Origin of the sequence: Streptosporangium sp. LJ11, assembly GCF_051918945.1 — a bacterium.
GTDB lineage: Bacteria > Actinomycetota > Actinomycetes > Streptosporangiales > Streptosporangiaceae > Streptosporangium.
In genome coordinates this window covers 47,251-73,516 of sequence record NZ_JBPXMB010000034.1, presented here as the reverse complement: position 1 = coordinate 73,516, position 26,266 = coordinate 47,251, and the positions used below count along the sequence as shown (strand labels likewise).

At 70.7% G+C, this 26,266-nt stretch carries 22 protein-coding genes, 1 tRNA gene and 1 pseudogene; 15 read left to right on the top strand and 9 right to left on the bottom strand.

What is annotated here, in order from left to right; all coding sequences use genetic code 11:
- The first annotated feature begins 193 nt into the window (after positions 1 to 193).
- From rsmA to ACTOQ3_RS37345, 3 genes are all read left to right on the top strand, one after another.
- On the top strand, positions 194 to 1,066 hold the full coding sequence (rsmA, locus tag ACTOQ3_RS37355) for a 16S rRNA (adenine(1518)-N(6)/adenine(1519)-N(6))-dimethyltransferase RsmA (protein ID WP_440088299.1): 873 nt from the start codon (positions 194 to 196) through the stop codon (positions 1,064 to 1,066).
- A gap of 90 nt (positions 1,067 to 1,156) precedes the next feature.
- Positions 1,157 to 2,059 carry a 4-(cytidine 5'-diphospho)-2-C-methyl-D-erythritol kinase gene (locus ACTOQ3_RS37350; protein ID WP_440088298.1) on the top strand — a complete coding sequence of 301 codons (903 nt, stop codon included), beginning with the start codon at positions 1,157 to 1,159 and terminating at the stop codon, positions 2,057 to 2,059.
- Positions 2,060 to 2,104: 45 nt separating this feature from the next.
- Positions 2,105 to 3,916 carry an ABC-F family ATP-binding cassette domain-containing protein gene (locus ACTOQ3_RS37345; protein ID WP_440088296.1) on the top strand — a complete coding sequence of 604 codons (1,812 nt, stop codon included), beginning with the start codon at positions 2,105 to 2,107 and terminating at the stop codon, positions 3,914 to 3,916.
- A 71-nt stretch (positions 3,917 to 3,987) separates the two neighbouring features.
- Here the strand turns inward: ACTOQ3_RS37345 and ACTOQ3_RS37340 are convergent, their stop codons facing one another.
- Positions 3,988 to 4,584 carry a MarR family winged helix-turn-helix transcriptional regulator gene (locus ACTOQ3_RS37340; RefSeq protein ID WP_440088294.1) on the bottom strand — a complete coding sequence of 199 codons (597 nt, stop codon included), beginning with the start codon at positions 4,582 to 4,584 and terminating at the stop codon, positions 3,988 to 3,990.
- Between the two features lie 56 nt (positions 4,585 to 4,640).
- Between ACTOQ3_RS37340 and ACTOQ3_RS37335 the strand changes: the two genes are divergently transcribed.
- Complete coding sequence (locus ACTOQ3_RS37335) at positions 4,641 to 5,405, top strand: trans-aconitate 2-methyltransferase (protein ID WP_440088293.1); 765 nt, start codon at positions 4,641 to 4,643, stop codon at positions 5,403 to 5,405.
- A 48-nt stretch (positions 5,406 to 5,453) separates the two neighbouring features.
- Here ACTOQ3_RS37335 and ACTOQ3_RS37330 read toward each other — a convergent pair whose 3' ends face one another.
- From ACTOQ3_RS37330 to ACTOQ3_RS37320, 3 genes are all read right to left on the bottom strand, one after another.
- Positions 5,454 to 6,149: an alpha/beta hydrolase gene (locus ACTOQ3_RS37330; RefSeq protein ID WP_440088292.1), complete on the bottom strand. Its 696-nt coding sequence runs from the start codon at positions 6,147 to 6,149 to the stop codon at positions 5,454 to 5,456.
- 52 nt (positions 6,150 to 6,201) lie between these two features.
- Positions 6,202 to 6,723 carry a pyridoxamine 5'-phosphate oxidase family protein gene (locus tag ACTOQ3_RS37325; RefSeq protein ID WP_440088291.1) on the bottom strand — a complete coding sequence of 174 codons (522 nt, stop codon included), beginning with the start codon at positions 6,721 to 6,723 and terminating at the stop codon, positions 6,202 to 6,204.
- 117 nt (positions 6,724 to 6,840) lie between these two features.
- Complete coding sequence (locus tag ACTOQ3_RS37320) at positions 6,841 to 7,878, bottom strand: sigma-70 family RNA polymerase sigma factor (protein WP_440088289.1); 1,038 nt, start codon at positions 7,876 to 7,878, stop codon at positions 6,841 to 6,843.
- Positions 7,879 to 8,226: 348 nt separating this feature from the next.
- On the opposite strand from ACTOQ3_RS37320, the gene ACTOQ3_RS37315 reads away from it, so the two are divergent.
- Together ACTOQ3_RS37315 and ACTOQ3_RS37310 are read left to right on the top strand one after the other, a co-directional pair.
- Positions 8,227 to 9,615, top strand: coding sequence for an MFS transporter (locus ACTOQ3_RS37315; protein ID WP_440088288.1), 1,389 nt, complete (start codon positions 8,227 to 8,229; stop codon positions 9,613 to 9,615).
- Between the two features lie 113 nt (positions 9,616 to 9,728).
- Positions 9,729 to 11,207 carry a CYTH and CHAD domain-containing protein gene (locus tag ACTOQ3_RS37310; protein WP_440088287.1) on the top strand — a complete coding sequence of 493 codons (1,479 nt, stop codon included), beginning with the start codon at positions 9,729 to 9,731 and terminating at the stop codon, positions 11,205 to 11,207.
- Between the two features lie 6 nt (positions 11,208 to 11,213).
- On the opposite strand, the gene ACTOQ3_RS37305 is transcribed toward ACTOQ3_RS37310, so the two are convergent.
- The 4 genes and pseudogenes from ACTOQ3_RS37305 to ACTOQ3_RS37290 all read right to left on the bottom strand — a co-directional run bounded on the left by ACTOQ3_RS37305 (position 11,214) and on the right by ACTOQ3_RS37290 (position 16,420).
- Positions 11,214 to 12,092 carry an NUDIX hydrolase gene (locus ACTOQ3_RS37305; RefSeq protein ID WP_440088285.1) on the bottom strand — a complete coding sequence of 293 codons (879 nt, stop codon included), beginning with the start codon at positions 12,090 to 12,092 and terminating at the stop codon, positions 11,214 to 11,216.
- The gene (locus ACTOQ3_RS37300; RefSeq protein WP_440088284.1) at positions 12,085 to 14,148 is read right to left on the bottom strand and encodes an RNA degradosome polyphosphate kinase; all 2,064 of its coding nucleotides are present in this window, start codon (positions 14,146 to 14,148) and stop codon (positions 12,085 to 12,087) included. The genes ACTOQ3_RS37305 and ACTOQ3_RS37300 overlap by 8 nt, the downstream gene beginning before the upstream one ends.
- 662 nt (positions 14,149 to 14,810) lie before the next feature.
- Positions 14,811 to 15,437 (bottom strand): annotated as a pseudogene (locus ACTOQ3_RS37295) (TetR/AcrR family transcriptional regulator); the annotation flags it as partial.
- A gap of 41 nt (positions 15,438 to 15,478) precedes the next feature.
- Positions 15,479 to 16,420: an acyl-CoA desaturase gene (locus ACTOQ3_RS37290; protein ID WP_440088283.1), complete on the bottom strand. Its 942-nt coding sequence runs from the start codon at positions 16,418 to 16,420 to the stop codon at positions 15,479 to 15,481.
- A gap of 336 nt (positions 16,421 to 16,756) precedes the next feature.
- Between ACTOQ3_RS37290 and ACTOQ3_RS37285 the strand changes: the two genes are divergently transcribed.
- The 5 genes from ACTOQ3_RS37285 to pth all read left to right on the top strand — a co-directional run bounded on the left by ACTOQ3_RS37285 (position 16,757) and on the right by pth (position 20,956).
- Positions 16,757 to 16,831, top strand: a tRNA-Gln gene (locus tag ACTOQ3_RS37285).
- A 163-nt stretch (positions 16,832 to 16,994) separates the two neighbouring features.
- Positions 16,995 to 18,446 carry a bifunctional UDP-N-acetylglucosamine diphosphorylase/glucosamine-1-phosphate N-acetyltransferase GlmU gene (gene glmU, locus ACTOQ3_RS37280; RefSeq protein WP_440088282.1) on the top strand — a complete coding sequence of 484 codons (1,452 nt, stop codon included), beginning with the start codon at positions 16,995 to 16,997 and terminating at the stop codon, positions 18,444 to 18,446.
- A 76-nt stretch (positions 18,447 to 18,522) separates the two neighbouring features.
- A complete protein-coding gene (locus ACTOQ3_RS37275; RefSeq protein ID WP_344743831.1) occupies positions 18,523 to 19,500 on the top strand; it encodes a ribose-phosphate diphosphokinase in 978 nt (325 codons plus the stop codon).
- A 184-nt stretch (positions 19,501 to 19,684) separates the two neighbouring features.
- A complete protein-coding gene (locus ACTOQ3_RS37270) occupies positions 19,685 to 20,287 on the top strand; it encodes a 50S ribosomal protein L25/general stress protein Ctc (RefSeq protein ID WP_440088281.1) in 603 nt (200 codons plus the stop codon).
- Positions 20,288 to 20,350: 63 nt separating this feature from the next.
- Positions 20,351 to 20,956 carry an aminoacyl-tRNA hydrolase gene (pth, locus tag ACTOQ3_RS37265; protein ID WP_329086086.1) on the top strand — a complete coding sequence of 202 codons (606 nt, stop codon included), beginning with the start codon at positions 20,351 to 20,353 and terminating at the stop codon, positions 20,954 to 20,956.
- Between the two features lie 78 nt (positions 20,957 to 21,034).
- Here the strand turns inward: pth and ACTOQ3_RS37260 are convergent, their stop codons facing one another.
- A complete protein-coding gene (locus ACTOQ3_RS37260; RefSeq protein ID WP_440088308.1) occupies positions 21,035 to 21,535 on the bottom strand; it encodes a 3'-5' exoribonuclease domain-containing protein in 501 nt (166 codons plus the stop codon).
- Positions 21,536 to 21,697: 162 nt separating this feature from the next.
- Here ACTOQ3_RS37260 and ACTOQ3_RS37255 point away from each other — a divergent pair, with 162 nt between their 5' ends.
- The 4 genes from ACTOQ3_RS37255 to cysN all read left to right on the top strand — a co-directional run bounded on the left by ACTOQ3_RS37255 (position 21,698) and on the right by cysN (position 26,222).
- The gene (locus ACTOQ3_RS37255; RefSeq protein WP_440088279.1) at positions 21,698 to 23,146 is read left to right on the top strand and encodes a sugar transferase; all 1,449 of its coding nucleotides are present in this window, start codon (positions 21,698 to 21,700) and stop codon (positions 23,144 to 23,146) included.
- Entirely contained in the window at positions 23,146 to 23,913 is a 768-nt protein-coding gene (locus tag ACTOQ3_RS37250; RefSeq protein WP_440088278.1) for a 3'(2'),5'-bisphosphate nucleotidase CysQ, read from the top strand. The genes ACTOQ3_RS37255 and ACTOQ3_RS37250 overlap by 1 nt, the downstream gene beginning before the upstream one ends.
- A gap of 19 nt (positions 23,914 to 23,932) precedes the next feature.
- Entirely contained in the window at positions 23,933 to 24,847 is a 915-nt protein-coding gene (cysD, locus tag ACTOQ3_RS37245) for a sulfate adenylyltransferase subunit CysD (RefSeq protein ID WP_440068191.1), read from the top strand.
- 112 nt (positions 24,848 to 24,959) lie between these two features.
- Entirely contained in the window at positions 24,960 to 26,222 is a 1,263-nt protein-coding gene (gene cysN, locus ACTOQ3_RS37240; protein ID WP_440088277.1) for a sulfate adenylyltransferase subunit CysN, read from the top strand.
- The last annotated feature ends 44 nt before the right edge of the window (positions 26,223 to 26,266 follow it).

The following is a 26,266-nucleotide window of genomic DNA, read 5'->3' as shown; positions in this document are numbered from 1 at the left end:
CGTTGGGCCCCCGTACGGCAACGTTATCCACAACGGAACCCCTCGCGCTTCATCGAGCGTCTTTGCATCGTCTTCGGTGCGGGAAACTGGTCGGATGGCATGGGAGAGCAACCTTGGGTGATCGAGATAAACGAGTCGAAGGCCACGGCGGGCCGGTGGATGCCGGGTTCAGACCGCCGTGCGGAGAACCAGCATGAACCTACTTGGTCCTGCAGAAATACGTATTTTGGCGAACAAGCTCAACATTCGTCCCACAAAAAAGCTCGGCCAGAACTTCGTGATCGACGCGGGCACGGTCCGCAAGATCGTGCGGGTGGCCGGGCTTGAGCCCGACGACGTCGTCATCGAGGTCGGTCCCGGGCTGGGGTCGCTCACGCTCGCGCTGCTTCCCGAGGTCCGCGGCGTGATCGCCGTGGAGATCGACCCCGTCCTCGCGGCCCAGCTCCCGCTGACCGTCGCCGAGCACGCCCCCGAGCTCGCCGGCCGCCTCACCGTGGTGCTCGCCGACGCCATGCGCGTGCTGCCCGCGGAGCTGCCGGAGGAGAGGCCGACCGCGCTGGTCGCCAACCTCCCCTACAACGTGTCCGTGCCGGTGGTGCTGCACCTGCTGGAGACGCAGCCGTCGCTGAGCAAGGTCCTGATCATGGTGCAGGCCGAGGTCGCCGACCGGCTGGCCGCGGCCCCGGGTTCCAAGGTGTACGGCATCCCCTCGGTCAAGGCCGCCTGGTACGCCGACGTCCGCCGGGCCGGGCCCGTCGGCCGTACGGTCTTCTGGCCGGTTCCCAACGTCGACTCCGGCCTGGTCGCGATGGTCCGGAGGGAACCGCCCACGACCGTGGCCACCCGCGAGGAGGTCTTCGCGGTGGTGGACGCCGCCTTCGCCCAGCGCCGCAAGACCCTCCGCGCCGCCCTCGCCTCCTGGGCGGGCACGGCCCCCGCGGCCGAGCGGGCGCTGCGGGCCGCGGGCATCGACCCCTCCGAGCGCGGCGAGCAGCTCACCGTCGAGGACTTCGCGCGAATCGCCGAGCACCGTACGACGGAAAGCGCGGCGGAAAGCGGTGTGTAGCGTGATTCACCGGTCGGTTTGTGTGCGCGGCGGAAGGATCCCGTTACGATCTGACGTCGTGACCAGTGAGCGAGCCCTGATGGGGGACGCATGAACTCCGTGACCGTCCGCGTGCCCGCGAAGGTCAACCTGCAGCTCGCCGTCGGACCGCTGCGGGACGACGGCTACCACGACCTCGTCAACGTCTTCCACGCCGTTTCGATCTTCGACGAGGTCACGGCCACCGCGGAGACCGGGATGAGCGTCCGGGTGGAGGGCGAGGCCGCCGGCCAGGTGCCGGAGAACCGCGACAACCTCGCGATCAGGGCCGCCCTCGCGCTGGCCGGGCACGCGGGCCGCTCGTACGGCGTGAACCTGCTCATCCGCAAGTCGATCCCGGTGGCGGGCGGCATGGCGGGCGGCAGCGCCGACGCCGCCGCGGCCCTGGTCGCCTGTAACGAGCTGTGGGGCCTCGGCCTGCCGATCGAGGACCTGATGGAGATCGCCGCCGACCTCGGCAGCGACGTCCCGTTCGCGCTGCTCGGCGGTACGGCCGTCGGCACCGGCAGGGGCGAGCGGCTCACCCCGCTGGACATCGCGGGCACCTTCCACTGGGTGTTCGCGCTCGCCGACGGCGGCCTGTCCACGGCCACGGTCTACGCCGAGTGCGACCGCCTCCGCCAGGCGACCGGCGAGCGGGTCGCCTGGCCCCAGGCCGCCGAGCCGCTGCTGGCCGCGCTGCGCGAGGGGGACGCGGAGACCCTCGGCGCCGAGCTCCGCAACGACCTGCAGCCCGCCGCGGTGATGTTGCGCGGATCCCTGGCCCGCACCCTGGACGCCGGCCGCGAGCACGGGGCCCTCGGCTCGCTGGTCTCCGGCTCCGGGCCCACCTGCGCCTTCCTCGCCCGCTCCGAGGCCCACGCGGGTGAGCTGGCCGCCTCCCTGAAGGACGCCGGGGTGGCGCGCGACGTCATCACCGCGCACGGCCCCGTCCCCGGCCCGGTGATCGTGTAGTCGCGGGGGAGCGCGCCGGCCGGGAGCGGATACGCTTGTGTGGCGATGAATCTGGTCAATCTTGAGTCGGTCTCCCACTCCTACGGTCCCAAGCCCCTGCTCCGCGACGTCTCCCTCGGCATCGAGGTGGGCGACCGCATCGGCGTGGTCGGCCGCAACGGCGGCGGCAAGACCACCCTCATCTCGGTGATAGCCGGCGACCTCAAGCCGAACACCGGACGGGTCACCCACAACCGGGGGCTCCAGGTGGGCTCGCTGTCGCAGGGCGACGATCTCGATCCGGCGCGGGCGGTGCGCGACATCGTCCTCGGCGACAGGTCCGAGCACGAGTGGGCGGGCGACGCGGGCATCCGCGAGATCCTCGCCAGCCTGCTTGGCGACATCGACCTGACGGCGCTCGCCGGGAGCCTGTCGGGCGGTGAGCGGCGCCGTACGGCCCTGGCCAAGCTGCTCATCGACGAGCACGACCTGATCATCCTGGACGAGCCGACCAACCACCTCGACATCGAGGCCATCGACTGGCTCGCCAGGCACCTGGCGGGCCGCAGGACCGCGCTGGTGGTCGTGACCCACGACCGGTGGTTCCTGGACGCGGTCTCCACCAGGACGTGGGAGGTCGTGGACGGCGCGGTCGAGCGCTACGAGGGCGGGTACGCCGCGTACGTGCTGGCCAAGGCCGAGCGCGCCCGGGTCGCGGCCTCCACCGAGGCCCGCCGCCAGAACCTGATGCGCAAGGAGATCGCCTGGCTCCGCCGGGGCCCGCCCGCGCGCACGTCCAAGCCCAAGTTCCGCATCGACGCCGCCCAGGCGCTGATCGCCGACGAGCCGCCCGCCAGGGAGAGCGTCGAGCTGGTCAAGTTCGCCGCCGCCCGGCTGGGCCGCACGGTCTACGACCTCGAGGACGTCACCCTGCACGCCGGGGGCCCCGGCCAGGGCCCGATGGTCCTCGACCACTCGACCTGGCAGTTCGGCCCCGGCGACCGGGTCGGCCTGATCGGCGTGAACGGGTCGGGCAAGTCCTCGCTGCTCCGCCTGCTCGCCGGTACCGTGCACCCCGACTCGGGCAGGCTCGTACGCGGCAAGACGGTCCGCCTGGCGCACCTGTCGCAGGAGCTGGGCGAGCTCGACCCGGAGCGCCGGGTGCTGGAGACCGTCGAGGAGGTCCGCAAGTTCATCCAGGTCGGCAAGAAGGAGTGGACGGCCTCCCAGCTGCTGGAACGCCTCGGCTTCAAGGGCGACGCGCAGTGGAAGGTCGTCGGCGACCTGTCCGGTGGCGAGCGGCGCCGCCTGCAGCTGCTCCGCCTCCTCATGGACGACCCCAACGTGCTGCTGCTCGACGAGCCGACCAACGACCTCGACATCGAGACGCTCAACGAGCTGGAGGACCTGCTCGACGGCTGGCCGGGCACGCTGATCCTGGTCAGCCACGACCGCTACTTCCTGGAGCGGGTCACCGACAGGACCGTCGCCCTGCTCGGCGACCGCAAGCTGTCGATGCTCCCCGGCGGGGTGGACGAATACCTGGCCCGGCGCGCCTCGGGGGCGGCCCTGTCCGCGCGGGCGGCGTCCGGCGCGGTGTCCGGCGCGGCCTCGGCGACCTCGTCCACCGGCGCGAAGGAGACGGCCCCCGGCCTGTCCGCGAAGGACGAGCGCGACCTCCGCAAGGAGCTCTCCCGGATGGAGCGTCAGCTCGACAAGCTGAGTGGCCGGGAGGCGAAACTGCACGCGTCCATGGCCGACGCCGCCGCCGACTACGAGCGGCTGGCCTCGCTCGACGCGCAGCTGAAGGAGATCCTCGCGGAGAAGGAGTCGATCGAGGGCGAGTGGCTGGAGCTGGCCGACCGTCTGGGCGAGTAGGCCGCGCGCTCCGGGTCCGTCCCGGAGCGCGGAAGGCCGAGGTTTGGATCTTCCTCGGAGGGCATGAAGGCTCAGCGCACTCCGGTGTCGGTGGCGTCGAAAGGGACGAGTAGCGTGCGCAGCAGGCCCGAAAGGGCCTGCTGTTCGCGTTTTCCCAGGCCGGACAGGAGATCGCGCTCGCGGCGCAGCAGGTCGGCGAAGGCGCCGTCCACGCGCGTCCGCCCGGCGTCGGTCAGCGAGACCAGGACGCCGCGCCGGTCCTCGGGGTCGGGGCGCCGCCTGACCAGCCCGGCCGCGGCCAGCCGGTCGATCCGGTTGGTCATCGTTCCCGAGGTCACCAGCGTCGCGCGGAGCAGGGCTCCCGGGCTCATCTCGTACGGCTCCCCGGCCCGGCGCAGGGCGGTGAGCACGTCGAACTCCCAGGTCTCCAGGCCGTGCTCGGCGAAGGAGGCCCGGCGGGCGCGGTCGAGGTGGCGGGCGAGGCGGGAGACCCGGCTGAGCACCTGGAGCGGCTCCACGTCGAGGTCGGGGCGTTCCTGGCGCCAGGCGGCGACCAGCAGGTCGACCTCGTCCCCGTCGGGTTCCCTGTCGAGCGCGCCGGCCGTGACGGTCTCGTCCTTCGCGGCGGACGGACGCCCGGACTCATGGTCCGCGTGGTGCAGGGTCATGCCGCGAGTCTATCTGTCTTGACATCGAGATATCTTGCCGGATATCAATTGTCTTGATGTCAAGAGATATGTGGGATCCGGTGATCTACGGCCGCTACGCCGACGAGCGCTCGCGGCCGTTCTTCGATCTTGTTTCCAGGATAGCCGCGGAGCGCCCCGGCCACGTGGTCGACGCGGGCTGCGGTACCGGCGAGCTGACCGCCGAGCTCGCCAGGCGGTGGCCCGGCGCCCGCGTCCACGGGTTCGACTCCTCACCCGCCATGATCGAGAAGGCCCCCGCGGGCGGCTCGCTGAGCTTCTCCGTCGACGACGTCACGCGGTGGCGCCCCGGGCACCCGGTCGACGTGATCGTGTCCAACGCCGTCCTGCAGTGGGTGCCCGAGCACCGCGAGCTGCTGCCGCGCTGGGTGGAGGCCCTCGCCCCCGGCGGCTGGCTCGCCTTCCAGGTCCCCGGCAACTTCGACGCCCCCAGCCACGCCCTGGTCCGCGAGCTGTGCCGGACGACGTGGCGCGACCGGCTGGGCGACCTGGTCCGCCCCTCACCGGTCGACGATCCGGCCGGGTATCTGGACCTGCTCACCGGCCTGGGCTGCCGGGTGGACGCGTGGGAGACCACCTACCTGCACGTCCTCCCCGGCGACGACGCCGTGCTCACCTGGATCACCGGCACCGCCCTGCGCCCCGTGCTCGACCGCCTGGATCCCGCCGAGGCCGTCGCCTTCCTCGCCGACTGCGCCGCCCTGCTCCGCGAGGCCTACCCGCGCGGGCCGCACGGCACGGTCTTCCCCTTCCGCAGGGTCTTCGCGGTCGCCCGGAGATGACCCGCGGCCCCGTGGCCGGCTCCCGCCGGTGGTCCGAACGCGACGGATTCAGGTCCCGGCGTGACCGTTCGTGACAGCCCGGTACGCCTCCAGCCGGTCGGCCAGCTCCCCGGGGCGGCTGAGCGCGACGCTGTGGCCTCCGCCGATCTCGTCGGGGACGGTTCCCAGCCGTTCCGCGACGACGCGGCGCATGAACTCGGCGGGGAAGAAGCGGTCGTCGCGGCACAGCAGGAATCTCGTCGGCACGGAGGGCCAGGCGTCGAGTGGCCACGGCTCGGCGAACGGGGTGGCGGACTGCCCGCGGCCTCTTCTCATCGCCTCCGCCGTGAGCTCGGGCGGGACATCGTGGAGGAACAGGGCGGTGTCGTCGTCCGGCGCCCGGCCGTCGCGTTCGTCCTGCTCGCGCCTCGCCGCCTCCCAGCCGGTGTTGGCCCACCAGGCGCCGGGCGGTTCGCCCGGTGACGGGACCATGGCCGTCAGCAGCACCAGGAGCCCGACCGGCACCCGCTCGCACACCAGCGGTGCGGTGAACCCGCCGAAGGACTGGGCGACCACGACGAGGTCGCCACGGTCACCGATGGCGTCGACCACCACGTCGGCGTACTCGGAGAGTCCGGCCGAGTCGTCGTCGCACGGCAGGTCGGGCGTAACCACGTCATGGCCGCGCGCCCGGAGCTCGGCGGCCAGAAGATGCCAGTACCAGGAGTCGGACGCGGCACCGGGGATCAGTACGTAGGTGGTCATGTCCGGCGGTCCTTCCGAGGGTGGAGCGGTGGGCGGGTGCCCGGACCGGCCGTCACAGCCGGCCCCGGCGCTCGAAGTCCTCCACGCCGGCGCCTCCGGGCAACCGGGTCGTGAAGTCGAGGACCCCGACCCAGGCCGGACGGACGGCGATGCGGGCCATCCTCGTACCGGGATGATCCACCGCCGCCACATTGGCGGCGCCCTGCTCGGCCCCGGCGTAACGGTGCTGGGCGAGCGCGTACTCCGGCACGATCCCGTCGACGTCGGTGACCGACGCCCGGCCGCGGACGAGGAGCACCTCGGGCGGCGTGGACGCGGCGTCGATGGTGATGGCGACGTCGGGCCTCGCCCGCAGGGCGGCGATCTTACGCGCTCCGGCGAACGTGGACATGACGACCTCGGTGCCCGTCCAGTGGAACAACATCGGAAACACGCGCGGGGTGCCGTCCGCCGCCACGTACGCCAGCCGCGCCAGCTCCTTCGAGGCGAGCAGGCGCCGCGCCACCTCGCTGTCCAGCAGGCGGACATCGCCCTGCGGCAGCGCCGTCATGTCTTCGCGACCGTCGATCACCATCAGGCTCGCTCCTCGTCGTTTCGACCACGCCTGTCGAGGTCGTACGTGTTGAGACGGTGAGGCGCCGGAAAAGGGGTCACCGCCCCGGCGGCGGCAGGGCGCGGGATCGGCCGGCGGTCAGGACAACGTCGGCGGCAGCCCGAACGCGGGAAACAGACGCGGCTCGAAGACGGTGATCTCGACGATCCTCCCGCCCGCGAGCCGCAGCACGTTGAGCACCTGGGGCCGGTACACGGAGTTTCCCGGCAGCCGGACGTATCCCGCCACCGCCGGCTGCCGGTTCGCCCGGGTGGGTACGCTCCGCCACTCTCCCCGGTACAGCGGCGAATCCGGCCCGAAGGCGTGTGCGGCGAAGGACTCGACCGCCTCGCGACCGGAGAACCAGAACGGGTGCGGAGGCATCGTCATCCGCACGTCCTCACTCAGCAGCTCCGCGAGAGCGGCCGTGTCGACCCGCTCGTGGGCGTCCATGAAGCGTCGCAGCAACTCCCGCTCCCGCGCGGTCGGAGCCGCCGGCGGTGACCATTCCAGCCGATGTTCCGGAAGGTGCGTCCTCAGGGTCGATCGCGCCCGCTTCAGGGCGCTCTTGACCGAGTCGACACTCGTTCCGAGCAGCTCGGCGGTCTCCCCGGCGGGCCAGCCGAGCACGTCCCGCAGGATCAGTGCCGCCCGCTGCCCCGGGGGCAGGTGCTGGAGAGCGGCGAGGAACGCCAGCTCGATGGTCTCCTTGCTCACCACGGCGGCGTCCGGCTGCGTGTCGCCGGATGCCGCCGGCTCCAGCAGCCGATCCGGATACGGCTGCAACCACCGGATCTCGGCCGGCGGCGACACCGCGTACGGATCCTGTGCCTGTCGGGGCTCACGCGGGAGCGGATGGCGCGGGTGCCGGTCGAGGAAGTCGAGACACGCGTTCGTCGCGATCCGGTAGAGCCACGCACGGTAGGTGGAGCGGCCCTGGAAGGTCTCGCGTCCGCGCCACGCCCGCAGGAACGTCTCCTGCACCAGGTCCTCCGACTCCTCGAACGAGCCGAGCATCCGGTAGCAGTGCACCTGGAGTTCCCGCCGGTGGCGCTCGACGAGCTCGGTGAACGCCGGCTCGTCGCCCGCCCGCGCAGCGGCGACGAGCGCGCCGTCCCCGGCTCCGTCCTCGTCCAATGACCCGCCTCCCGAGTATCTCCGCGACACGCTCTCCCCATTAGGACGGATGAGCGGCGCGGAAAGTGTCAGCCCGAGCCCAGGCGACGGTCCAAGGCCGCGCGATACCAACCAGATTCTCACCGGAGCCGGAGCCGGAGCCGGAGCCGGAGCCGGAGCCGGAACCGGAGACGGGCACGGAGCACGCCCATCGGGTGGTCGAGCCTCTCTCCGGCACCGGCCGTCCCGCGAACCCGGTCCACGTCTTCGGCGGTCCACGAGCCGCGCGGTGGTGCGGGTGGCGTCGGGGGAGGGGGCCGTCGCGGTCGGAGGTGTTCACTCAGCGCTGTCGAAAAGCGGCTTGATCCGGTGGCGATCGGTGTGATTCGGTGTGATTCGGGCGGTGCGCGGACCGCCTACGGGGTGTCGGGGGAGTCGCGCGGGCACGCGCCCGGTCGCGGTGGCCCGGCGATCCATTGGACGGGTGTCAGGGGGCCGGTGGAGGAAGCGGCGGGGTCCGGACCGGAAGTGTCACGCCCTCTGTGGCGGGATCGTTCCTTCGGCATATTCTGGGGTGCGCAGACCCTTTCGGTGGCCGGTGACTCGTTCGCTCTCATCGCCGTTCCGCTGCTCATCCTGAACGTGACGGGATCCGTCGCGCAGATGGGCCTGCTGACCGGTGTCTCGGGCGCCGCCTCGGTCGTCGCCGGGGTGTTCGCCGGGGTTCTCGTCGACCGGTTCGACCGGCGTACGCTGCTCATCGTCTGCGATCTCGTCAGGCTCGTCCTGTACGCGCTGATCCCGCTGGTCTGGACGACCGGACCGCGGATCTGGCTGCTCTACGTGGTGCTGCCGCTGGCCGAGGCCGTCGGCATGGTCTTCCAGGTCACCTACGTGACCGCGGTGCGCAATCTCGTCGGCGGCGGACGCGTCACCGACGCCAACGGCAAGCTCTACGCGACCGCCGCGGCGGCGGGGATCCTCGGCCCGATGCTGGCCGGGGTGGTGGCCGGAAGGTTCGGCCTGACCGCCGCGATCGGCATCAACGCCGTGAGCTTCGCGGTGTCCGCGATCGGGGTCTGTCTGATCCGCGTCCCCCGGGACACCGGCGGCCCCGCGGCATCCGCCGTACGGGAGCGGCCGTGGCGCGAGATCCTGGCCGGGGCGGTGTTCCTGTGGCGCCATCCGGTGCTGCGCGTGCTGACCGTCCTGCTGTCGTTCTTCGTCTTCCTGACGCTCGGGTTGACCGACCTCGTGATCTACCGGCTCAAGGGCGATCTGGGGCAGCCCGACTCCGCCGTCGGGGTGGTCCTCGGCATCGCCGCGGTCGGCACGGTGATCGGCTCCCTCCTGGTCGCGCGCCTGCGCGCGCGTGTGGGCTTCGGCCCCGCCTGGATCGGCGCGCACGCCGTGGCCGGACTCGCGATCGTCGGTGCCGGATTCGCGGGCTCCGTCTGGGGGATGGCCGTCATCGTGGCCCTCTACCTCGGCTGCGTGAGCGTCGCGGGGATCTGCTCCATGTCCCTGCGCCAGCAGGTGACCCCGGACCACCTGCTCGGGCGGGTCACCTCGGCGTTCTGGACCATCCACTTCTCCATGGGCCCCATCGGCGCCGCCGCCCTCACCTGGGGCGCGGCCCGCTTCGGCGCCACCCCCGTCTTCGTCCTCGCGGGCGTCTGCTGCCTGCTGATCGCGGTGGCCGCCCTCTTCACCCCCGCACGCCTGCGGCACCCGGAGAACGTGATCCCCGCCCCGTGACCTGATCGGCCGGGGTTCGCGGACGTATGACTCGGGATTCCCGGACGTATAACAGGGCATCAATAAATACTGCGAAGACATGGTGCAAATCTGGGCAAATATGGGGATGACCTGTGGGAATAGAGATCGAGGACAAGTTCGACGTGCCGGTGGACTACCAGTTGCCGGACCTCACGGGCCTTCCCGGCTCGGCGGAGGTCGTGGGTCCGAAGACCCACCAGCTGGTCGCCCTTTACTTCGACACGCCCGATCTGAGACTCGCCGCGCGGGGGATCACCCTGCGCAGGCGCAGGGGCGGCACCGATCCGGGCTGGCACCTCAAACTTCCCAAGGCCAAGGGCGTCCGGCAGGAGATCACCCACCCGCTGACCCGGAGCGCCAAGATCGTCCCTGTCGAGCTGGCGGACCTGGTGCTCGCCTACACCCGGGGCGCCCCGCTCGCGCCCATCGCCGAGCTGGACACCCGCCGCGCCGTCACCACCCTGGTCAACGGCGCGGGGGTGGGGCTGGTCGAGATCGCCGACGACCGGGTCAAGGGCACCGTGTTCGGCGACGAACCCCACGTCGAGCGCTGGCGCGAGGTCGAGGCGGAGCTGCTCGAGGGCGACGAGAAGCTGCTGAGGAAGGTCGGCAGGCGGCTGGGCAAGGCCGGGGCCACCCCCGCCGACGCGGCCAGCAAGCTCGCGCGCCTGCTCGGCGGCGCCGGAGCGGTCCCGGAGCATCCGCGCGCCGAGACCGCTCCGGGGTCGGCGGGCGAGGTCGTCGTCGGCTACCTCGCCTCCCAGGCCGGCGCGCTGCTCGCGCAGGACCCCCGGGTCAGGAAGGCGGAGGAGGACGCCGTCCACCAGATGCGCGTCGCCGCCCGGCGGCTCCGCAGCGCGCTGAAGTCGTTCAGGACGGTCGTCGAGGGGACCGAGAACCTCCAGGAGGAGCTCAAGTGGCTCGGCACGGTCCTCGGCGAGGCACGTGACCTGGAGGTCGTCCGGGAGCGGTTCGCCCGCAGGCTCGACAGCCTGGACGACGAGCTGATCGTGGGCCCGGTCAGGGCGCGCCTCAGCTCCGACCTGCTGGACGACGAGCACGAGGCCCTCGACCGGATCAGGGACGCCCTCGGCGGGGAGCGCTACTTCGCCCTGCTCGACGCCCTCGACGACCTGACCGGCACCCCGGTGCTCACCAAGGCCGCCAGGAAGCCCGCCGACACCCTGGACACCGTCGCAGCCAAGAGCTGGCACCGGGTCACCAGGGCCTACGACACCGCCCAGGCCATCGAGAACGAGTCCGAGCGCGAGATCGCCATGCACGACGTGCGCAAGGCGGCCAAGCGGGCCCGCTACACCGCCGAGGTGCTCGGCATGAAGAAGCTGGCCACGCGGGCGGAGGACGTACAGGAGGTGCTGGGCACCCACATGGACGGCGTCGTCGCGCAGGAGCGGCTCGCGGCCGAGGCCGCGAACGCCCGCCTGGCCGGGGAGGACACGTTCACCTACGGCGTGCTGACCGGCGTGGAACGGGCCGGGGCCGCGCGCGCGTGGGAGGAGTTCCCCCGGGTCTGGGCGGAGACCACGGAGGCCGTCGCGAAGCTCCTCTGACGGGCGTCAGACCTCGTAGTCGTCCACGGCCACGACCTCGCCGCCCGCGTGGTGCAGCACCATGAACGCGCCCTTGGACAGCCGCGTGCCGCCCGCCCGCTCGTCGAGCCCGGCGATCAGCTCGGGCAGGACCTTGCCGTGGCTGCAGAACGCCACGGGCCGGTTCGAGGCCATCGCCTCCGTGGCCAGGCCAAGGGAGGCCCCGGCGTCGTAACCGCTCTCCGAGAGGACGGATTCGAGCCGGATCGGCAGGTCGGCCCGCTTCGCGTACGGCTCCAGGGTCTGCACGCACCGCCTGCTGGGGGAGCTGACCAGCTCCGTGGGGCGGAAGGCGCCCAGCACGCCCGCCAGTACCTCGGACTGCCCGCGCCCGCGCCCGTCGAGCGGCCGGTCGTCGTCGTCGCCCTCCCAGTCCTGCCGGTTGCCCGCCAGGCCGTGCCGTACCAGGACGAGCGGGGTGGTCGCCGGCGACGCCTCGCCGAGCGCGTCGAGCAGCCCGGCGTCCCACTCGTAGGTCAGGCGCCGCGCGGCCTCGTCCACCGGCAGCCAGATCACGCCGTCGACCTCGTGCGTGTCGGTACGGGGACCCTCGGCGACCATCCTGGCCAGCCAGTAGTCGACGCGCTTGGGCCGCCCGCCCTTCAGGTAGTGGCTCGACGGCAGCGACCGGCCGAACTCCGCGGTGATCCCCGCCTCCTCGGCCAGCTCGCGCAGCGCGCCCGCGACGGGGTGCTCACCGCGTTTCAGCTTCCCCTTGGGGAACGACCAGTCGTCGTACTTGGGCCGGTGGACGAGGGCGACCTCCGGTGCGTCCGGGGAGCCGCGCCAGACGACGGCCCCGGCCGCGTGGATCGTGTCGTCCCGGCGGGTGTCGCGCTCAGTCATCGATCGTTCTCCACCGGCGGGTGCCGATCAGGTAGGTCTGCAGGTCATCGCCGGGATGGCGGGTCCAGGTCCCGTCGGAGTTGAGCCACCAGGTCGCGGTGTCGTCCGACATGGCCCGGTCCAGCAGGTCGCTGAGGTAGTTGCGCTGCTGCTGGCTGGAGACCTTGACCAGCGCCTCCACCCGGCGTTCGATGTTACGGCGCATCATGTCGCCGCTGCCGATCCAGATCTCCGGGCGCCGGCCGTGGCCGAACTCGTAGATCCGCGAGTGTTCGAGGAACCGGCCCAGCACGCTCCTGACCCTGATGTTCTCCGACATCTCGGGGATGCCGGGACGGAGCGTGCAGACTCCCCGCACCCACAGGTCCACCGGTACGCCGGCCCGTGACGCCCGGTAGAGGGCGTCGATGATGGGCTCGTCGACCAGGGAGTTCGTCTTCATCCTGATCCTGGCCGGGCGGCCGGCCTCCTGGTGGGAGATCTCCCGCTCGATCCTGGCCAGCAGCCCGCCGCGCAGGGAGTGCGGGGCGACCAGCAGCCGCCGGTAGGCCGAGTGGTTGGAGTAGCCGGTCAGGTGGATGAACAGGTCCGTGACGTCCTCGCCGACCAGCCGGTCGGCGGTGAGCAGGCCGAGGTCCTCGTACAGCCTGGCGGTCTTGGGGTTGTAGTTCCCCGTGCCGATGTGGCAGTAGCTGCGCAGCTCGCCCGAGGACTCCTGGCGCACGACCAGGGCCAGCTTGCAGTGGGTCTTCAGTCCCACGACGCCGTAGACCACGTGGCATCCGGCCCGTTCCAGCTTGCGGGCCCAGGTGATGTTGGCGTGCTCGTCGAACCTGGCCTTGATCTCCACCACCACGACGACCTGCTTGCCGGCCTCGGCGGCGTCGATCAGCGCGTCCACGATGGGCGAGTCGCCGCTGGTGCGGTAGAGCGTCTGCTTGATGGCCAGTACGGCGGGGTCGGCCGCGGCCTGCTCGATGAACCGCTGCACGCTCGTGGAGAACGAGTCGTACGGGTGGTGCAGCAGCACGTCCCGCTCGCGCAGCACCGCGAAGATGTCGTCCTCGACGTGCACGACCTCCGCGGGCACGAACGGGCGGAAGCTCAGCTCGCCCCGGTCCAGGTCGGCGATCGCGTGCAGCCCGGTCAGGTCCAGCGGCCCGGGCAGCCGGTAGATCTCGTGTTCGGCCACTCCCAGCTCGTCCACCAGCAGGTCGAGCACCTCGGGGGTGATGGTCTCCTCGACCTCCAGCCGGACCGGGGGGCCGAAGCGGCGCTTGAGCAGCTCGCGCTCCAGCGCCTGCATGAGGTTCTCGGTGACGTCCTCGTCGACGTCGAGGTCCTCGTTGCGGGTCACCCGGAAGACGTGGTGCTCGACGACCTCCATGCCCTTGAACAGCTGCCCGAGATGGGCGGCGATCACGTCCTCCAGCGGGACGAAGCGGTTCACGGACGCCGTGACGAAGCGGGGGAGCTGGCTGGGCACCTTGACCCTGGCGAAGACCGTGTTGCCGGTCGTGGGATTGCGGACGGTGACGGCCAGGTTCAGGGACAGGCCCGAGATGTACGGGAAGGGATGGGCGGGGTCGACGGCCAGCGGCGTCAGCACCGGCCTGATCCGCTCCCTGAAGAGCTTGCGCATCTCGCCGCGCTCGTCGCGGCCCAGTTCGTCCCAGCGCACGATCTCGATGCCCTCGGCGCCCAGCTGCGGGCAGATCCGCTCGTAGAAGCAGGCCGACTGCCGCTGCGCGAGGTCGTTGGCGATCGCCGCGATCCTGGCGAGTTCCTCGCGGGGCTTCAGCCCGCTCTTCGTACGGAGCAGCAGTCCGGTGGCCATCCGCCGTTTCAGCCCGGCCACCCGGACGCGGAAGAACTCGTCGAGGTTGCTGGCGAAGATGGCCAGGAACCGCACCCGCTCCAGCAGAGGCAGGGACGAGTCCTCCGCCATCTCCAGAACTCGTTGGTTGAACTGGAGCCAGCTCTCCTCTCGGTTGAGGAAGCGCTCCTGGGGTAGTGGAAGCCCGTCGGGGGTGGGACGAACGAGTTCAGCGGACATATGACCAGAATGCCCGCTTTGGTTGAACGGAACGTTAATTTAGTCTCAACGAGCGCTGTTGCTTACTCACTTGGCTCAAGTTTTCCCTGCGCATCATCAACGAGTTTCGCGTGCTTGAGGGCGTCGCGCTCGGCGGTCTTGGCCTCCTTCAGGCGCGCCTTCTCCTGCTCCCTCAGCAACCGCTGCTGCTCCCGCTGCTCCCGCTCGCGCGCCTTGTCCAGCTCCCGCTGCTCGCGGAGCCGTGTCTTCTCCAGTTCCCTGGCCAGCTTCTCGGCCTCGCGCTGCTCGCGCTGCCGCAGCTTCTCCCGCTCCTTGAGCTCCCGCTCGCGCAGCTTCTCCTGGTTCCTCAGCTCCCGCTCACGCGCCTTCTCCAGCTCCCGGACCTCCTTCTCCGTCGGGGGCGGCGACGACTCGGGGCGCGGGAGCGAGTGTGATCCCGCCGGGGGCGGTTGCGGTTCCGTCTCCGCGGCGTACGGCGCTGTCCCCGCGGCGCGTAACTCCGTTTCCCCGCCGCGTAACTCCGTTTCCGCGGTGCGCGGCTCCGTTTCCGCGGTTTCCCCGGTGCGTGGCCGCGGGCCGGACGGGTGGGGCTGCGGGCCGGGGCCGGAGGGGTGGGAGTCGGCCGGGCGCTGCGGCGGGTGGGCCAGCCGGTGCTCCAGGCCGCGCGAGGCGGCGGTCAGCCGGGGGTCGGGGTTCAGGCCGGTCAGGCCGTTCCAGGCCAGGTTGACCAGGTGGGCGGCGACCTCCTCGCGCGGCGGCCTGCGCACGTCCAGCCACCACTGACCGGTCAGCGCCACCATGCCGACCAGCATCTGGGCGTACATGGGAGCCAGCTTGGGGTCGTAGCCACGCTCGACGAACTCGTCGACCATGACGTCCTCGACCTGGCTGGCGATGTCGTTGATCAGGCTGGCGAACGTGCCGGTCCCCGAGGCGGCGTGCGAGTCACGGACGAGGATGCGGAAACCCTCGCTGTTCTCCTCCACGTAGGCCAGCAGGGCCAGGGCCGCCCGCTCCAGTTTGATCAGCGAGTGCGAGGCGGACAGCGCCTCGGTCACCAGGCCCAGCAGCTTCTGCATCTCCCGGTCGATGACGACCGCGTAGACGCCCTCCTTGCCACCGAAGTGCTCGTAGACCACCGGTTTGGAGACGTTGGCGGTCGCCGCGATCTCCTCCACCGAGGTGCCGTCGAACCCTTTCTCCGCGAAAAGGGTCCTGCTGATCTGGATCAGCTGTTCCCGGCGTTCCTTACCTGACATGCGCCGTCGGGGTTCGCTCACGGTTCTCATAATGGCGTCCCCTCGCTGTCCGACGGCACCCGAACCCCGGGTCAGGCGGCGATGCGCTTGGCGGCGAGGCGCTCGGGCGTCGGCCAGCGGACGTCGTACGCCCATCCGGCCTTCTCGAACCAGCGGATGACGCCCGCGCTGAGGTCGATCTGCCCCTTCAGCGCGCCGTGCCGGGCGCAGGTCGGGTCGGAGTGGTGCAGGTTGTGCCAGGACTCGCCGAAGGAGGGGATGGCCAGCCACCACACGTTGCGCGACTTGTCGCGCGACTCGAAGGCCTCCTCGCCGAAGACGTGGCAGATGGAGTTGATCGACCAGGTCACGTGGTGCAGCAGGCCGATCCGGACCAGCGTGCCCCAGAAGAAGCCGGTCGCCATGCCCCACCACGACCAGGTCAGCAGGCCGCCGAGCACGGCGGGCATGACCATCGTGGTGATCGCCAGCACCGGGAAGAGCTTGTGCAGTTTGATGATGTCCGGGTCCTTGACCAGGTCGGGCGCGTACTTCTCCCGGTTGGCCCGGTCGGCCTCGAACAGCCAGCCCATGTGCGCCCAGAGCAGGCCCTTGGACACCGCCACGAAGCCCGTGCCGAAGCGCCACGGCGAGTGCGGGTCGCCCTCCTTGTCGGAGAACTTGTGGTGCTTGCGGTGGGTGGCGACCCAGTCGAGCACCGACATCTCCATGGAGAGGCTGCCCGCGACGCCCAGCGCGATCTTCAGCGGGCGCTTGGCCTTGAACGAGCCGTGGGTGAAGTGGCGGTGCAGGCCGACGGTGACGCCGAGCCCGGTGACCACGTAGAAGACGCCGGCGATGACGATGTCGGACCAGCCGAGTCCCCACCCCCAGGCGAACGGGACGGCAACCACCAGGGCGATCAGCGGGGCGCCGACCACCACCCCGAAGGTGATGATCTCGGGCAGGGTCTTCCGCTCGGGGTCGACGTCGGGTTTGGGGCCCTGAGCAGGGCGTTCTTCGATGAGGGTCATGCGCTACCTCGCGGTGGCTCGAAAGGGCCAAGGACTCGTGTGCGGCTACGCCACCGTAACCTACGCCATCGTAAGTTAGGAACACCTAAGAACTGAATGTCTGGAACATGACTCTTCGGGATTAAGGTCGTAGCGGGTCCATCACTTGTTCTACCCCCGGCTGACCTGCTAAACGGGGGGCCTCGCGCGCGCATGGTCGCGCGGGCGTGTGTCACGGGTGTGCGGGCCCCGGGGCGGAGCGCCGAGACGGGTCCGTAAACGAGGCGCGTTCGGCGGCGCGGGCTCTGTATCGTAGGGGTGCCGGGTGCGCGGGAACCGTCCCGATCGCCTGGTCGGTCCGGCATTGGGTAATTGGCAGCCCGCAAGGTTTTGGTCCTTGTTGTCCAGGTTCGAGTCCTGGTGCCGGAGCCATCCCTTGTGTCTGTTTTATTCACTCGGCTGGTCGGCTGAGTGGGTTCCCGGGCGGGAAGGTATCCTCACGTTGTCGAGCAGGTGACGATGCCGCGCCCTGGGGGTGGCCATCCGTCATCGCGCTTCGCCATGTCTCAGCCGCGACGCCGAGGGAGCCTCGTCCGTGAGTGTGCCGCGCCCGGCAGCCGTCATCGTCCTCGCCGCAGGCGAGGGCACCCGGATGAAGTCGAGAACACCGAAGATCCTCCATGAGCTGTGCGGCCGAACCCTGGTCGACCACATGCTCGTCGCCGCCCGGGGTCTCGAACCCGAGCGGCTCATTGTCGTCATCGGCCACGAACGGGAGCGCGTCCAGGCGCATCTGGCCAAGACCGACCCCGACGCGCAGACCGTCGTGCAGGCCGAGCAGAAGGGCACCGGCCACGCCGTCAGGACCGCCCTGGAGGCGTCCGGCACCATCGACGGCACCGTCCTGGTGACCTACGGCGACACGCCGCTGCTGCGCACCGAGACCCTCGCGGCCCTGCTCGAACGGCACGGCCAGGACGGCAACGCCGTCACCGTGCTGACGGCCGAGGTCCCCGATCCTTACGGCTACGGCCGGATCGTCCGCGACGGCTCGGGCGCGGTCCTGGAGATCGTCGAGGAGAAGGACGCCGACCCCGCGCAGCGGGCGATCAAGGAGATGAACTCCGGCGTCTACGCCTTCGACGGCCTCCTGCTCGCCGACGCGGTCAAGCGGGTGTCCGCCTCCAACGCCCAGGGCGAGGAGTACCTCACCGACGTCCTCGCGATCCTGCGGGAGGACGGCCACCGGGTCGGCGCGCACATCGCGGCCGACTACGTGGAGGTGGAGGGCGTCAACGACCGCGTGCAGCTGGCCTTCGCCCGAAAGGTGCTCAACGCGCGCCTGCTGGAGGCCCACATGCGGGCCGGGGTGACCGTGATCGACCCGGCCACCACGTGGGTCGACGTCGACGTCATCCTCGAAGCGGACGTGGTGATCCACCCGGGAACCCAGCTGCTCGGCTGCACGACGGTCGCCGAGGGCGCCGAGGTCGGGCCCGCCAGCACCCTGACCGACACGATCGTCGCCGAGGGGGCGCTGGTGCGCAACGCGGTCTGCGTCGACGCCGTGATCGGCCCCGAGGCCCTGGTCGGGCCGTACGCCTACCTGCGCCCCGGCACGGTCCTGGCGCGCAAGGCCAAGGCGGGGACGTACGTTGAGATGAAGAACGCGCAGGTCGGAGAGGGTGCGAAGGTGCCCCACCTGAGCTACGTGGGCGACGCCACGATCGGCGCGGGCGCCAACATCGGCGCTTCGGCGATCTTCGTCAACTACGACGGGGTCGACAAGCACCACACGACGGTGGGCGAGCACGCCTTCGTCGGGTGCGACACCATGCTCGTCGCGCCGGTCACCATCGGCGACGGCGCGTACACGGCCGCGGGCTCGGTCATCGACGCGGATGTCCCCCCAGGGGCCATCGGGGTGGCCCGCGGACGGCAGCGCAACATCGAAGGGTGGGTCGCGCGCAGGCGCGCGGGCACCAGATCGGCCGAGGCGGCGCTACGGGCCGCCGAGACCGGGAAACAGCAGGGGAGCCAGACGTGAGTGAGCGAAGCGAGCGGCCCGGCGGGCACGGCAGCGTCGCGCGGACATCGGTGTGCCGTCAGGCGAGGGGGACGGCATGAGCGGCATCAAGAAGACCGGTGAGAAGAACCTGATGTTCTTCTCCGGGCGCGCGCACCCGGAGCTGGCGGACGAGGTGGCGAGCCACCTGGGGGTCGACGCGGCACCGACCACGCTGCGCGACTTCGCCAACGGGGAGATCTACGCCCGCTACCAGGAGTCGGTCCGCGGCTGTGACGCGTTCGTCATGCAGAGCCACACCTGGCCGATCAACCAATGGATCATGGAACAGCTGATCATGGTGGACGCCCTCAAGCGCGCCTCCGCCAAGAGGATCACCGTGATCATGCCGTTCTACGGCTACGCCCGCCAGGACAAGAAGGGCCGGGGCCGCGAGCCCATCACCGCCCGCCTGATGGCCGACATGTTCAAGACGGCAGGGGCCGACCGGCTGATGTCGATCGACCTGCACACCTCCCAGATCCAGGGCTTCTTCGACGGCCCGGTGGACCACCTGTTCGCCATGCCCGTCCTGGTCAACTACCTCAAGGACAAGCTCGACCTGGCCACGACCACGGTCGTCTCGCCCGACACCGGCCGGGTGCGGCTCTCGGAGCGCTGGGCCGACACGCTGGGCACCCCGCTGGCCTTCATCCACAAGCGCCGCGACCTCGACGTGGCCAACCAGGTGAAGGTGAGCGAGGTCGTCGGCCGGGTCAGGGGCCGGACCTGCGTGCTGATCGACGACATGATCGACACCGCGGGAACGATCTGCAAGGCGGCCGACGCGCTGTACGAGCAGGGCGCCACCAACGTGGTCGTGGCCGCCACCCACGCGGTGTTCTCCGACCCCGCGGTCGACCGGCTGAAGAACTCCAGGATCTCCGAGGTCATCGTCACCAACACGGTGCCGCTCCCCGAGGACAAGCGGTTCGACAAGCTCACCGTGCTGTCGATCGCCCCCCTGATCGCCCGCGCGATCAACGAGGTCTTCAGCGACGGCTCGGTGACCAGCCTCTTCGAGGGCGACAGCTGACATCCCGCCCCGCCCCCGGGAACCCGTCGCCGACGCGTTCCCGGGGGCGGCCGGAGCCGCGGCGCGTCGGCGTCACCGTTGACACGGTAGGGTTGTGGGATTGCGTGCGCTCGTAACGCCTTCCGCTAGGGCGGGTGAGGGGGAGCGCACCTTTCCGATTCCCAAGATCCCTAGGAGATCAGCCATGTCCGAAGTGGTCATCACCACCGAACTCCGTGACAAGTTCGGCAAGGGCGCCGCCCGCAAGATCCGTCGTGAGAACAAGGTGCCCGTCGTCCTCTACGGGCACGGCACCGACCCCCAGCACCTGTCCCTGCCGGGTCACGACCTGCTGCTCGCCCTGCGTACGCCGAACGTGCTGATCCGCCTCGAGGGCGCGGTGGCCGAGCTGGCCCTGCCCAAAGGCGTCCAGCGCGACCCGATCAAGGGCTTCCTGGAGCACGTCGACCTCATCCTCGTCCGTCGCGGCGAGAAGGTCACCGTCGACATCCCCGTCACCGTGGTGGGCGAGGTCGCCGACGGCATCCTCGACCAGCAGCTCGTCTCCATCTCCGTCGAGACCGAGGCCACCCACATCCCCGAGGGCGTCGAGGTCGACGTCGAGGGCCTGGAGGTCGGCACCCAGATCACCGCCGCCGACCTGAAGCTGCCCAAGGGCACGACGCTCGCCGCCGACCCCGAGGCGCTGGTCCTCATCGTCGCCGGGATGACGGCCGCCGAGCCGGAGGGCGAGGCCGCCGAGGCCGCTCCGGCCGCCGAGGGCGAGAGCTCCGAGAGCGCCGAGTAGTTTTCTCTGCTAGATCTGTCAGGGCGGCCCGGGACCGGGCCGCCCTGACGCGCGTGTGAAGGGATGCCGATCGTGGACCGCTGGTTGGTCGTGGGCCTGGGAAACCCCGGGCCGGAGTACGCCGGGAACCGGCACAACGCGGGGTTCATGGTCCTGGACGAGCTCGCCGCGCGAGCCGGGGGACGGTTCAAGGCGCACCGGTCGCGGGCGGAGGTGCTGGAGGGCCGCCTGGCGGGCGTCCCCGCCGTGCTGGCCAAGCCGCTGTCCTTCATGAACCTCTCCGGCGGGCCGGTCAAGGCCCTGGCCGACTTCTACAAGGTCGACCCGGCCCGCGTGGTCGTCGTCCACGACGAGCTGGACATCCCGTACGGCGCGCTGAGGGCGAAGCTGGGCGGCGGCGACAACGGCCACAACGGGCTGAAGTCGATCACCAAGTCGCTGGCGACCAAGGACTACCTGCGGGTGCGGTTCGGCATCGGCCGCCCGCCCGGCCGGATGGACGCCGCGGCCTACGTCCTGCGCGACTTCGCCACCGCCGAGCGCAAGGACCTCGCGTTCCTGGTCGACCGCGCCTCGGACGTGGTGGAGTCGCTGATCAGGGTCGGCCTGGAGCCGACCCAGAACGCCTTCCACACCGGCGACCTGAACGTCTCCGGCCCGCCCAGATAGCCGGTCACGCCCGGGTGATCCGGCCCTCGTTCGGGCATCGGCCCGCTCGGCCGCCGGCCCGTTCGGGCATCGGCCCGCTCAGGGGCGCGGCGGGTCGAACGCCATCAGGTTCTGCAGCAGCTCGGCCTGCTCGATCGCGTCGTCCAGCGCGTTGTGGGTGTGCGGCCGCCGGGACCGCAGGTGCTCGGGCATCTGCCGCTTGGTCGCCCAGCCGATCGGCACGCCCGCCTTGGCCGCGTACAGCGTCTTGAGGTCGACGCAGCGCGAGTGTCCGAACGGCGAGACGCCGGTGAAGCGCATGAAATACCAGTAGATCCACATCCAGTCGTAGGAGAGCGGGTAGGCCGCCAGCACCGGCGAGCTGTTCCCGCACACCTCGCGGATCCACGCGGCGGCCTCCCGCATCGCCTCGGCCGGGTCCCGGCCCTCGCGAAGCAACGTCTCCCGGTCCAGCCCGCTCACCGCGAGCGCCTCGGGAACGTGGTCGTCGCTGATCGGCCGCAGCTCCACGTAGTGCGTGTGAGTCTGCGGATCCACCGGTTCGAAGACCTTTCCGGTCATCCGCCCGGCAACGGTCATCCCCAAGCTGACCATTGAATATGCCCCCGGAATGGGACCATCGGCTTCGACATCCACAGAGATGTACGTTTCGGTCTTCAACCTTCGGGCCTCTCCCGCCGCCGCTACCATTCCATAACTGTCTGTCCGTGAACGGTTACGCAGGGGGAGCGCGTGCGCGACGTGACCGCAGTCCAGACCGCACAGGAAACCGGGCCCGGAGCCGTTCCGGCCGCGCGCCGGCGCATGCCGGCCTGGGTGCGGGAGCACCGCGCGACGGCCGTCGCCGCCGACACCGCCTGCGCCGCCCTGGCCGGAGCCCTCGCGCTGTTCGTTCGATTCGGCGAGGTTACCGCCTACGTCTTCCCGTACGTCATGCTGAGCGCGGCCCTGCCCGCCGTCTGGGTCTGCGTGGTCGCGCTGAACCGTGCCTATGAGCCCCGGCTGATCGGCCTGGGCTCGGAGGAGTTCCAGCGGATCCTGCAGTGCGGCTTCATGCTCACCGCCGCCCTCGCCGTCTGCGCCTACCTCACCAAGATCGAGGTGGCCCGGGGCTACGTGGTGCTGGCGCTCCCGCTGACGACGCTGCTCACCCTCCTCTCGCGCTACGCCCTGCGCCGTTCCCTGCACCGCAGACGGGCGCGGGGCGGGTGCATGCGGCGGGTGGTGGCCGTGGGCCACCGGGCGGCGGTCGCCGAGCTGGTCCGCAGGTTCCGCCGGGAGCGCTACCACGGCATGGAGGTCGTCGCGGCGTGTGCCCCGCACGACGGGACGGGCGACGTGGAGGGCGTGCCGGTGCTGGGCGACTTCACCGATGTCGCGCTCGTGGTCGGGCAGGTCTCGGCCGACACCGTGGCCGTGCTCGCCTGCCCGGAGATGGACGGGGTGGCGCTGCGGCGGCTGGCCTGGCAGCTGGAGAAGACCCACACGGACCTGATCGTCGCCCCCGCGCTGATGGAGGTGGCCGGGCCGCGGATCACCATTCGCCCGGCGGCGGGATTGCCGCTGCTGCACGTGGACCACCCCGAGATCTCCGGCCTGCGTCAGGTGCTCAAGAACCTGTTCGACCGGGTGGGCGCCTGGCTGCTGCTGGCGGCCCTGCTGCCGCTGCTGGCGGGGGTGGCGGTGGCCGTACGGGCCTCGGGGCCGGGACCGGTGTTCTTCCGGCAGACGAGGGTGGGCCGCGACGGCGCCGAGTTCACGATCTACAAGTTCCGGACGATGCACGCCGACGCCGAGCGCCGGAAGATCGCCCTGGCCGGTGACGGGCACGGCATGCTCTTCAAGATCCGCGACGATCCGAGGGTGACCCCGCTGGGCACCTGGCTGCGCCGCCACTCGCTGGACGAGCTGCCCCAGCTGATCAACGTGGTCCTGGGACACATGTCCCTGGTCGGCCCTCGGCCGCCACTGCCCGAGGAGGTCGCCAGGTACGGTGACGACGTCCGCCGCCGATTACTGGTCAAGCCCGGGATGACCGGCCTCTGGCAGGTAAGTGGTCGTTCCGACCTTTCCTGGGAGGAATCCGTACGGTTGGACCTGCGTTACGTGGAGAGCTGGTCCCTCATGCTGGACCTGCAGATCCTGTGGAAGACTTGGTCGGCTGTCGCGCGAGGAGCTGGAGCATACTGATGACCGTTCGCGACGATCACGTACTCGCCGCGGAGCTGGCGACGACGGCAGGCGAGAAGCTGGCCGCCCTGCGCGCGGAGCGGGGCTTCGGCGACCCGTCCGAGCTTCGCAGGGAGGGTGACGCCGCCTCCCACGTGTTCCTGATGGATGCGCTGTCCCGGTTGCGCCCGGATGACAGCGTGCTGTCCGAGGAGGCGACCAGCGAGGAGCGTCTCGACCCGCGCAGGCTGCGCGCCGATCGGGTCTGGATCGTCGACCCGCTGGACGGCACCCGCGAGTTCGCCGAGGAGGGCCGCGCGGACTGGGCGGTCCACGTGGCGCTCTGGGAGCGCGGCACGCTGACGGCCGGAGCCGTCGCGCTGCCCGCCCAGGGCCGTACGCTCTCCACCCTCGAACCCCCCGTGCCGCCCGCTCCCGAGGCGGGCGCCAGGCCGCGGATCGCGGTCAGCAGGACCCGCCCGCCGGAGTTCGTGCAGAACCTGGCCCGCCTCGCCGGCGCCGACCTGGTACCGATCGGTTCGGCGGGCGCCAAGATCTCCGCCGTGCTCACCGGCCAGGTCGAGGCCTACGTGCACGCCGGAGGCCAGTACGAGTGGGACTCCGCCGCGCCCGTCGCGGTGGCCCTCGCCTCCGGGGTCCACGCGAGCCGTATCGACGGCTCGCCGCTGGTCTACAACCAGCCTGACCCCTCGCTGCCGGATATTCTTGTATCCCTACCGGGACTGGCGCCAACGTTGCTCGCTGGAATCCGGGATCTGCACCGCTAATCCCCGCTAGGAGAGTCTGATGCTTCAGCGCGACTACACCACGTCGCAGCTCGACGTCCTCGAGGCAGAGGCTGTTCACATCATGCGCGAGGTCGCGGCGGAGTTCGAGCGTCCCTGTCTGCTCTTCTCGGGGGGCAAGGACTCCATCGTCATGCTTCGCATCGCGGAGAAGGCGTTCTGGCCGGCGCCGATTCCCTTCCCGCTGATGCACGTCGACACCGGGCACAACTTCACCGAGGTCATCGAGTTCCGCGACCGCCGCGCCGCCGAGCTGGGCGCCCGCCTGGTCGTCGCCAGCGTCCAGGACTCCATCGACGCCGGTCGCGTCGTCGAGGAGACCGGCCGCAGAGCCTCGCGCAACCGGCTGCAGACCACGACGCTGCTGGACGCGATCGAGGAGAACGAGTACGACGCGGTGTTCGGCGGCGCCCGCCGCGACGAGGAGAAGGCCCGCGCGAAGGAGCGCGTGTTCTCCTTCCGCGACGACTTCGGCCAGTGGGATCCCAAGAACCAGCGCCCCGAGCTGTGGAACCTCTACAACGCCAGGATCCGCAAGGGCGAGCACATCCGGGTGTTCCCCCTGTCCAACTGGACCGAACTCGACATCTGGGACTACATCCGGCGCGAGGGGATCGAGATTCCCTCGATCTACTTCGCCCACACCCGCAAGGTGTTCGAGCGCGACGGCATGCTGCTGGCCGACAGCGAGTTCATCACCCGCGACGACGACGAATCGCTCCTGGACATGACGGTCCGCTACCGGACGGTCGGCGACGTGACCTGCACCGGCGCCGTCCAGTCGAGTGCCGCGACGGTCGAGGCGATCATCGACGAGATCGCGGTGACCCGGATCACCGAGCGCGGCGCCACCCGCGCCGACGACCGCGCCTCGGAGGCCTCCATGGAGGACCGCAAGCGGGAGGGGTACTTCTAGTGAGCGTCCGTCTCCCCGGCTCCCCGTGCCACCCGGCCCACCCGGCCTCCCGCGAGCCCCTTCCCGCGCGGTCCCGCCGCGCACGCCGTACGACCTCTGGAGAGCAGCGCTAATGGACATTCTTCGCTTCGCCACGGCGGGAAGTGTCGACGACGGAAAGTCGACCCTCATCGGGCGGCTGCTCTTCGACTCCAAGGCGATCTTCGAGGACCAGCTGGAGGCCGTCGAGCGCACCTCCCGCGACCGCGGCACCGAGTACACCGACCTGTCGCTCCTCACCGACGGCCTGCGGGCCGAGCGGGAGCAGGGCATCACGATCGACGTGGCCTACCGCTACTTCGCCACTCCCAAGCGCAAGTTCATCATCGCCGACACCCCCGGGCACATCCAGTACACCCGCAACATGGTCACCGGCGCCTCCACCGCCGACCTGGCGATCGTCCTGATCGACGCCCGCAAGGGCGTGCTGGAGCAGTCGCGGCGGCACGCGTTCCTCACCACCCTGCTGCGGGTGCCGCACCTGGTGCTGGCCGTCAACAAGATGGACCTGGTCGACTACTCCCAGGAACGGTTCGAGGAGATCCGCGAGGAGTTCACCGCGTTCGCCTCCAAGCTGAACGCCCCGGACCTCACGTTCATCCCGATGTCGGCGCTGCACGGCGACAACGTGGTGTCACGCTCGGAGAACACGCCCTGGTACAACGGGTCCTCCCTGCTCCACCACCTGGAGCACGTGCACATCGCCTCCGACCGCAACCTGGTCGACGTACGCTTCCCCGTGCAGTACGTCATCCGCCCGCAGCGGGCCACCGACCCCTCCCTGCACGACTACCGCGGCTACGCGGGCCAGGTCGCCGGAGGGGTGCTCAAGCCGGGCGACGAGGTCATGCACCTGCCCTCGGGCCTGGCCACGCGGATCGCGTCGATCGACACCTTCGACGGGCCGGTCGACGAGGCGTTCCCGCCGATGTCGGTCACCCTGCGACTGGAGGACGACATCGACATCTCGCGCGGCGACATGATCTGCCGCCCGAACAACCAGCCGCAGGTCTCCCAGGAGCTGGAGGCGATGATCTGCTGGATGGCCGACACCGCCAAGCTGTCCCCGCGCACCAAGCTGACCATCAAGCACACCACCCGCACGGCCCGTGCCCTGGTCAAGGACCTGCACTACCGGCTGGACGTCAACACCCTGCACCGGGACGAGACGGCCCAGTCGCTCGGCCTCAACGAGATCGGGCGGGTGTCGCTCCGCGTCACCCAGCCCCTGTTCGTCGACGACTACGCCCGCAACCGCCTCACCGGCGGATTCATCCTCGTGGACGAGTCCACCAACAACACGGTCGGCGCCGGGATGATCGTCGACGCCCGGTAGGCACGCCCCGCCTGCCCGCCCGCGGGCCGCCGTGGCCCCTCCCC

What these genes read in the sequence shown, in the direction of transcription:
- ACTOQ3_RS37340 (WP_440088294.1), bottom strand. Translation starts at nt 4,584, where the DNA reads ATGACCCTGCACCACGCGGACCATGAGTCCGGGCGTCCGTCCGCCGCG.
- ACTOQ3_RS37270 (WP_440088281.1), top strand. Translation starts at nt 19,685, where the DNA reads ATGTCCGAAGTGGTCATCACCACCGAACTCCGTGACAAGTTCGGCAAG.
- ACTOQ3_RS37345 (WP_440088296.1), top strand. Translation starts at nt 2,105, where the DNA reads ATGAATCTGGTCAATCTTGAGTCGGTCTCCCACTCCTACGGTCCCAAG.
- ACTOQ3_RS37325 (WP_440088291.1), bottom strand. Translation starts at nt 6,723, where the DNA reads ATGGTGATCGACGGTCGCGAAGACATGACGGCGCTGCCGCAGGGCGAT.
- ACTOQ3_RS37250 (WP_440088278.1), top strand. Translation starts at nt 23,146, where the DNA reads ATGACCGTTCGCGACGATCACGTACTCGCCGCGGAGCTGGCGACGACG.
- ACTOQ3_RS37335 (WP_440088293.1), top strand. Translation starts at nt 4,641, where the DNA reads ATGTCAAGAGATATGTGGGATCCGGTGATCTACGGCCGCTACGCCGAC.
- ACTOQ3_RS37330 (WP_440088292.1), bottom strand. Translation starts at nt 6,149, where the DNA reads ATGACCACCTACGTACTGATCCCCGGTGCCGCGTCCGACTCCTGGTAC.
- cysN (WP_440088277.1), top strand. Translation starts at nt 24,960, where the DNA reads ATGGACATTCTTCGCTTCGCCACGGCGGGAAGTGTCGACGACGGAAAG.
- ACTOQ3_RS37260 (WP_440088308.1), bottom strand. Translation starts at nt 21,535, where the DNA reads ATGACCGTTGCCGGGCGGATGACCGGAAAGGTCTTCGAACCGGTGGAT.
- cysD (WP_440068191.1), top strand. Translation starts at nt 23,933, where the DNA reads ATGCTTCAGCGCGACTACACCACGTCGCAGCTCGACGTCCTCGAGGCA.
- ACTOQ3_RS37305 (WP_440088285.1), bottom strand. Translation starts at nt 12,092, where the DNA reads ATGACTGAGCGCGACACCCGCCGGGACGACACGATCCACGCGGCCGGG.
- ACTOQ3_RS37290 (WP_440088283.1), bottom strand. Translation starts at nt 16,420, where the DNA reads ATGACCCTCATCGAAGAACGCCCTGCTCAGGGCCCCAAACCCGACGTC.
- ACTOQ3_RS37275 (WP_344743831.1), top strand. Translation starts at nt 18,523, where the DNA reads ATGAGCGGCATCAAGAAGACCGGTGAGAAGAACCTGATGTTCTTCTCC.
- ACTOQ3_RS37350 (WP_440088298.1), top strand. Translation starts at nt 1,157, where the DNA reads ATGAACTCCGTGACCGTCCGCGTGCCCGCGAAGGTCAACCTGCAGCTC.
- pth (WP_329086086.1), top strand. Translation starts at nt 20,351, where the DNA reads ATGCCGATCGTGGACCGCTGGTTGGTCGTGGGCCTGGGAAACCCCGGG.
- rsmA (WP_440088299.1), top strand. Translation starts at nt 194, where the DNA reads ATGAACCTACTTGGTCCTGCAGAAATACGTATTTTGGCGAACAAGCTC.
- ACTOQ3_RS37300 (WP_440088284.1), bottom strand. Translation starts at nt 14,148, where the DNA reads ATGTCCGCTGAACTCGTTCGTCCCACCCCCGACGGGCTTCCACTACCC.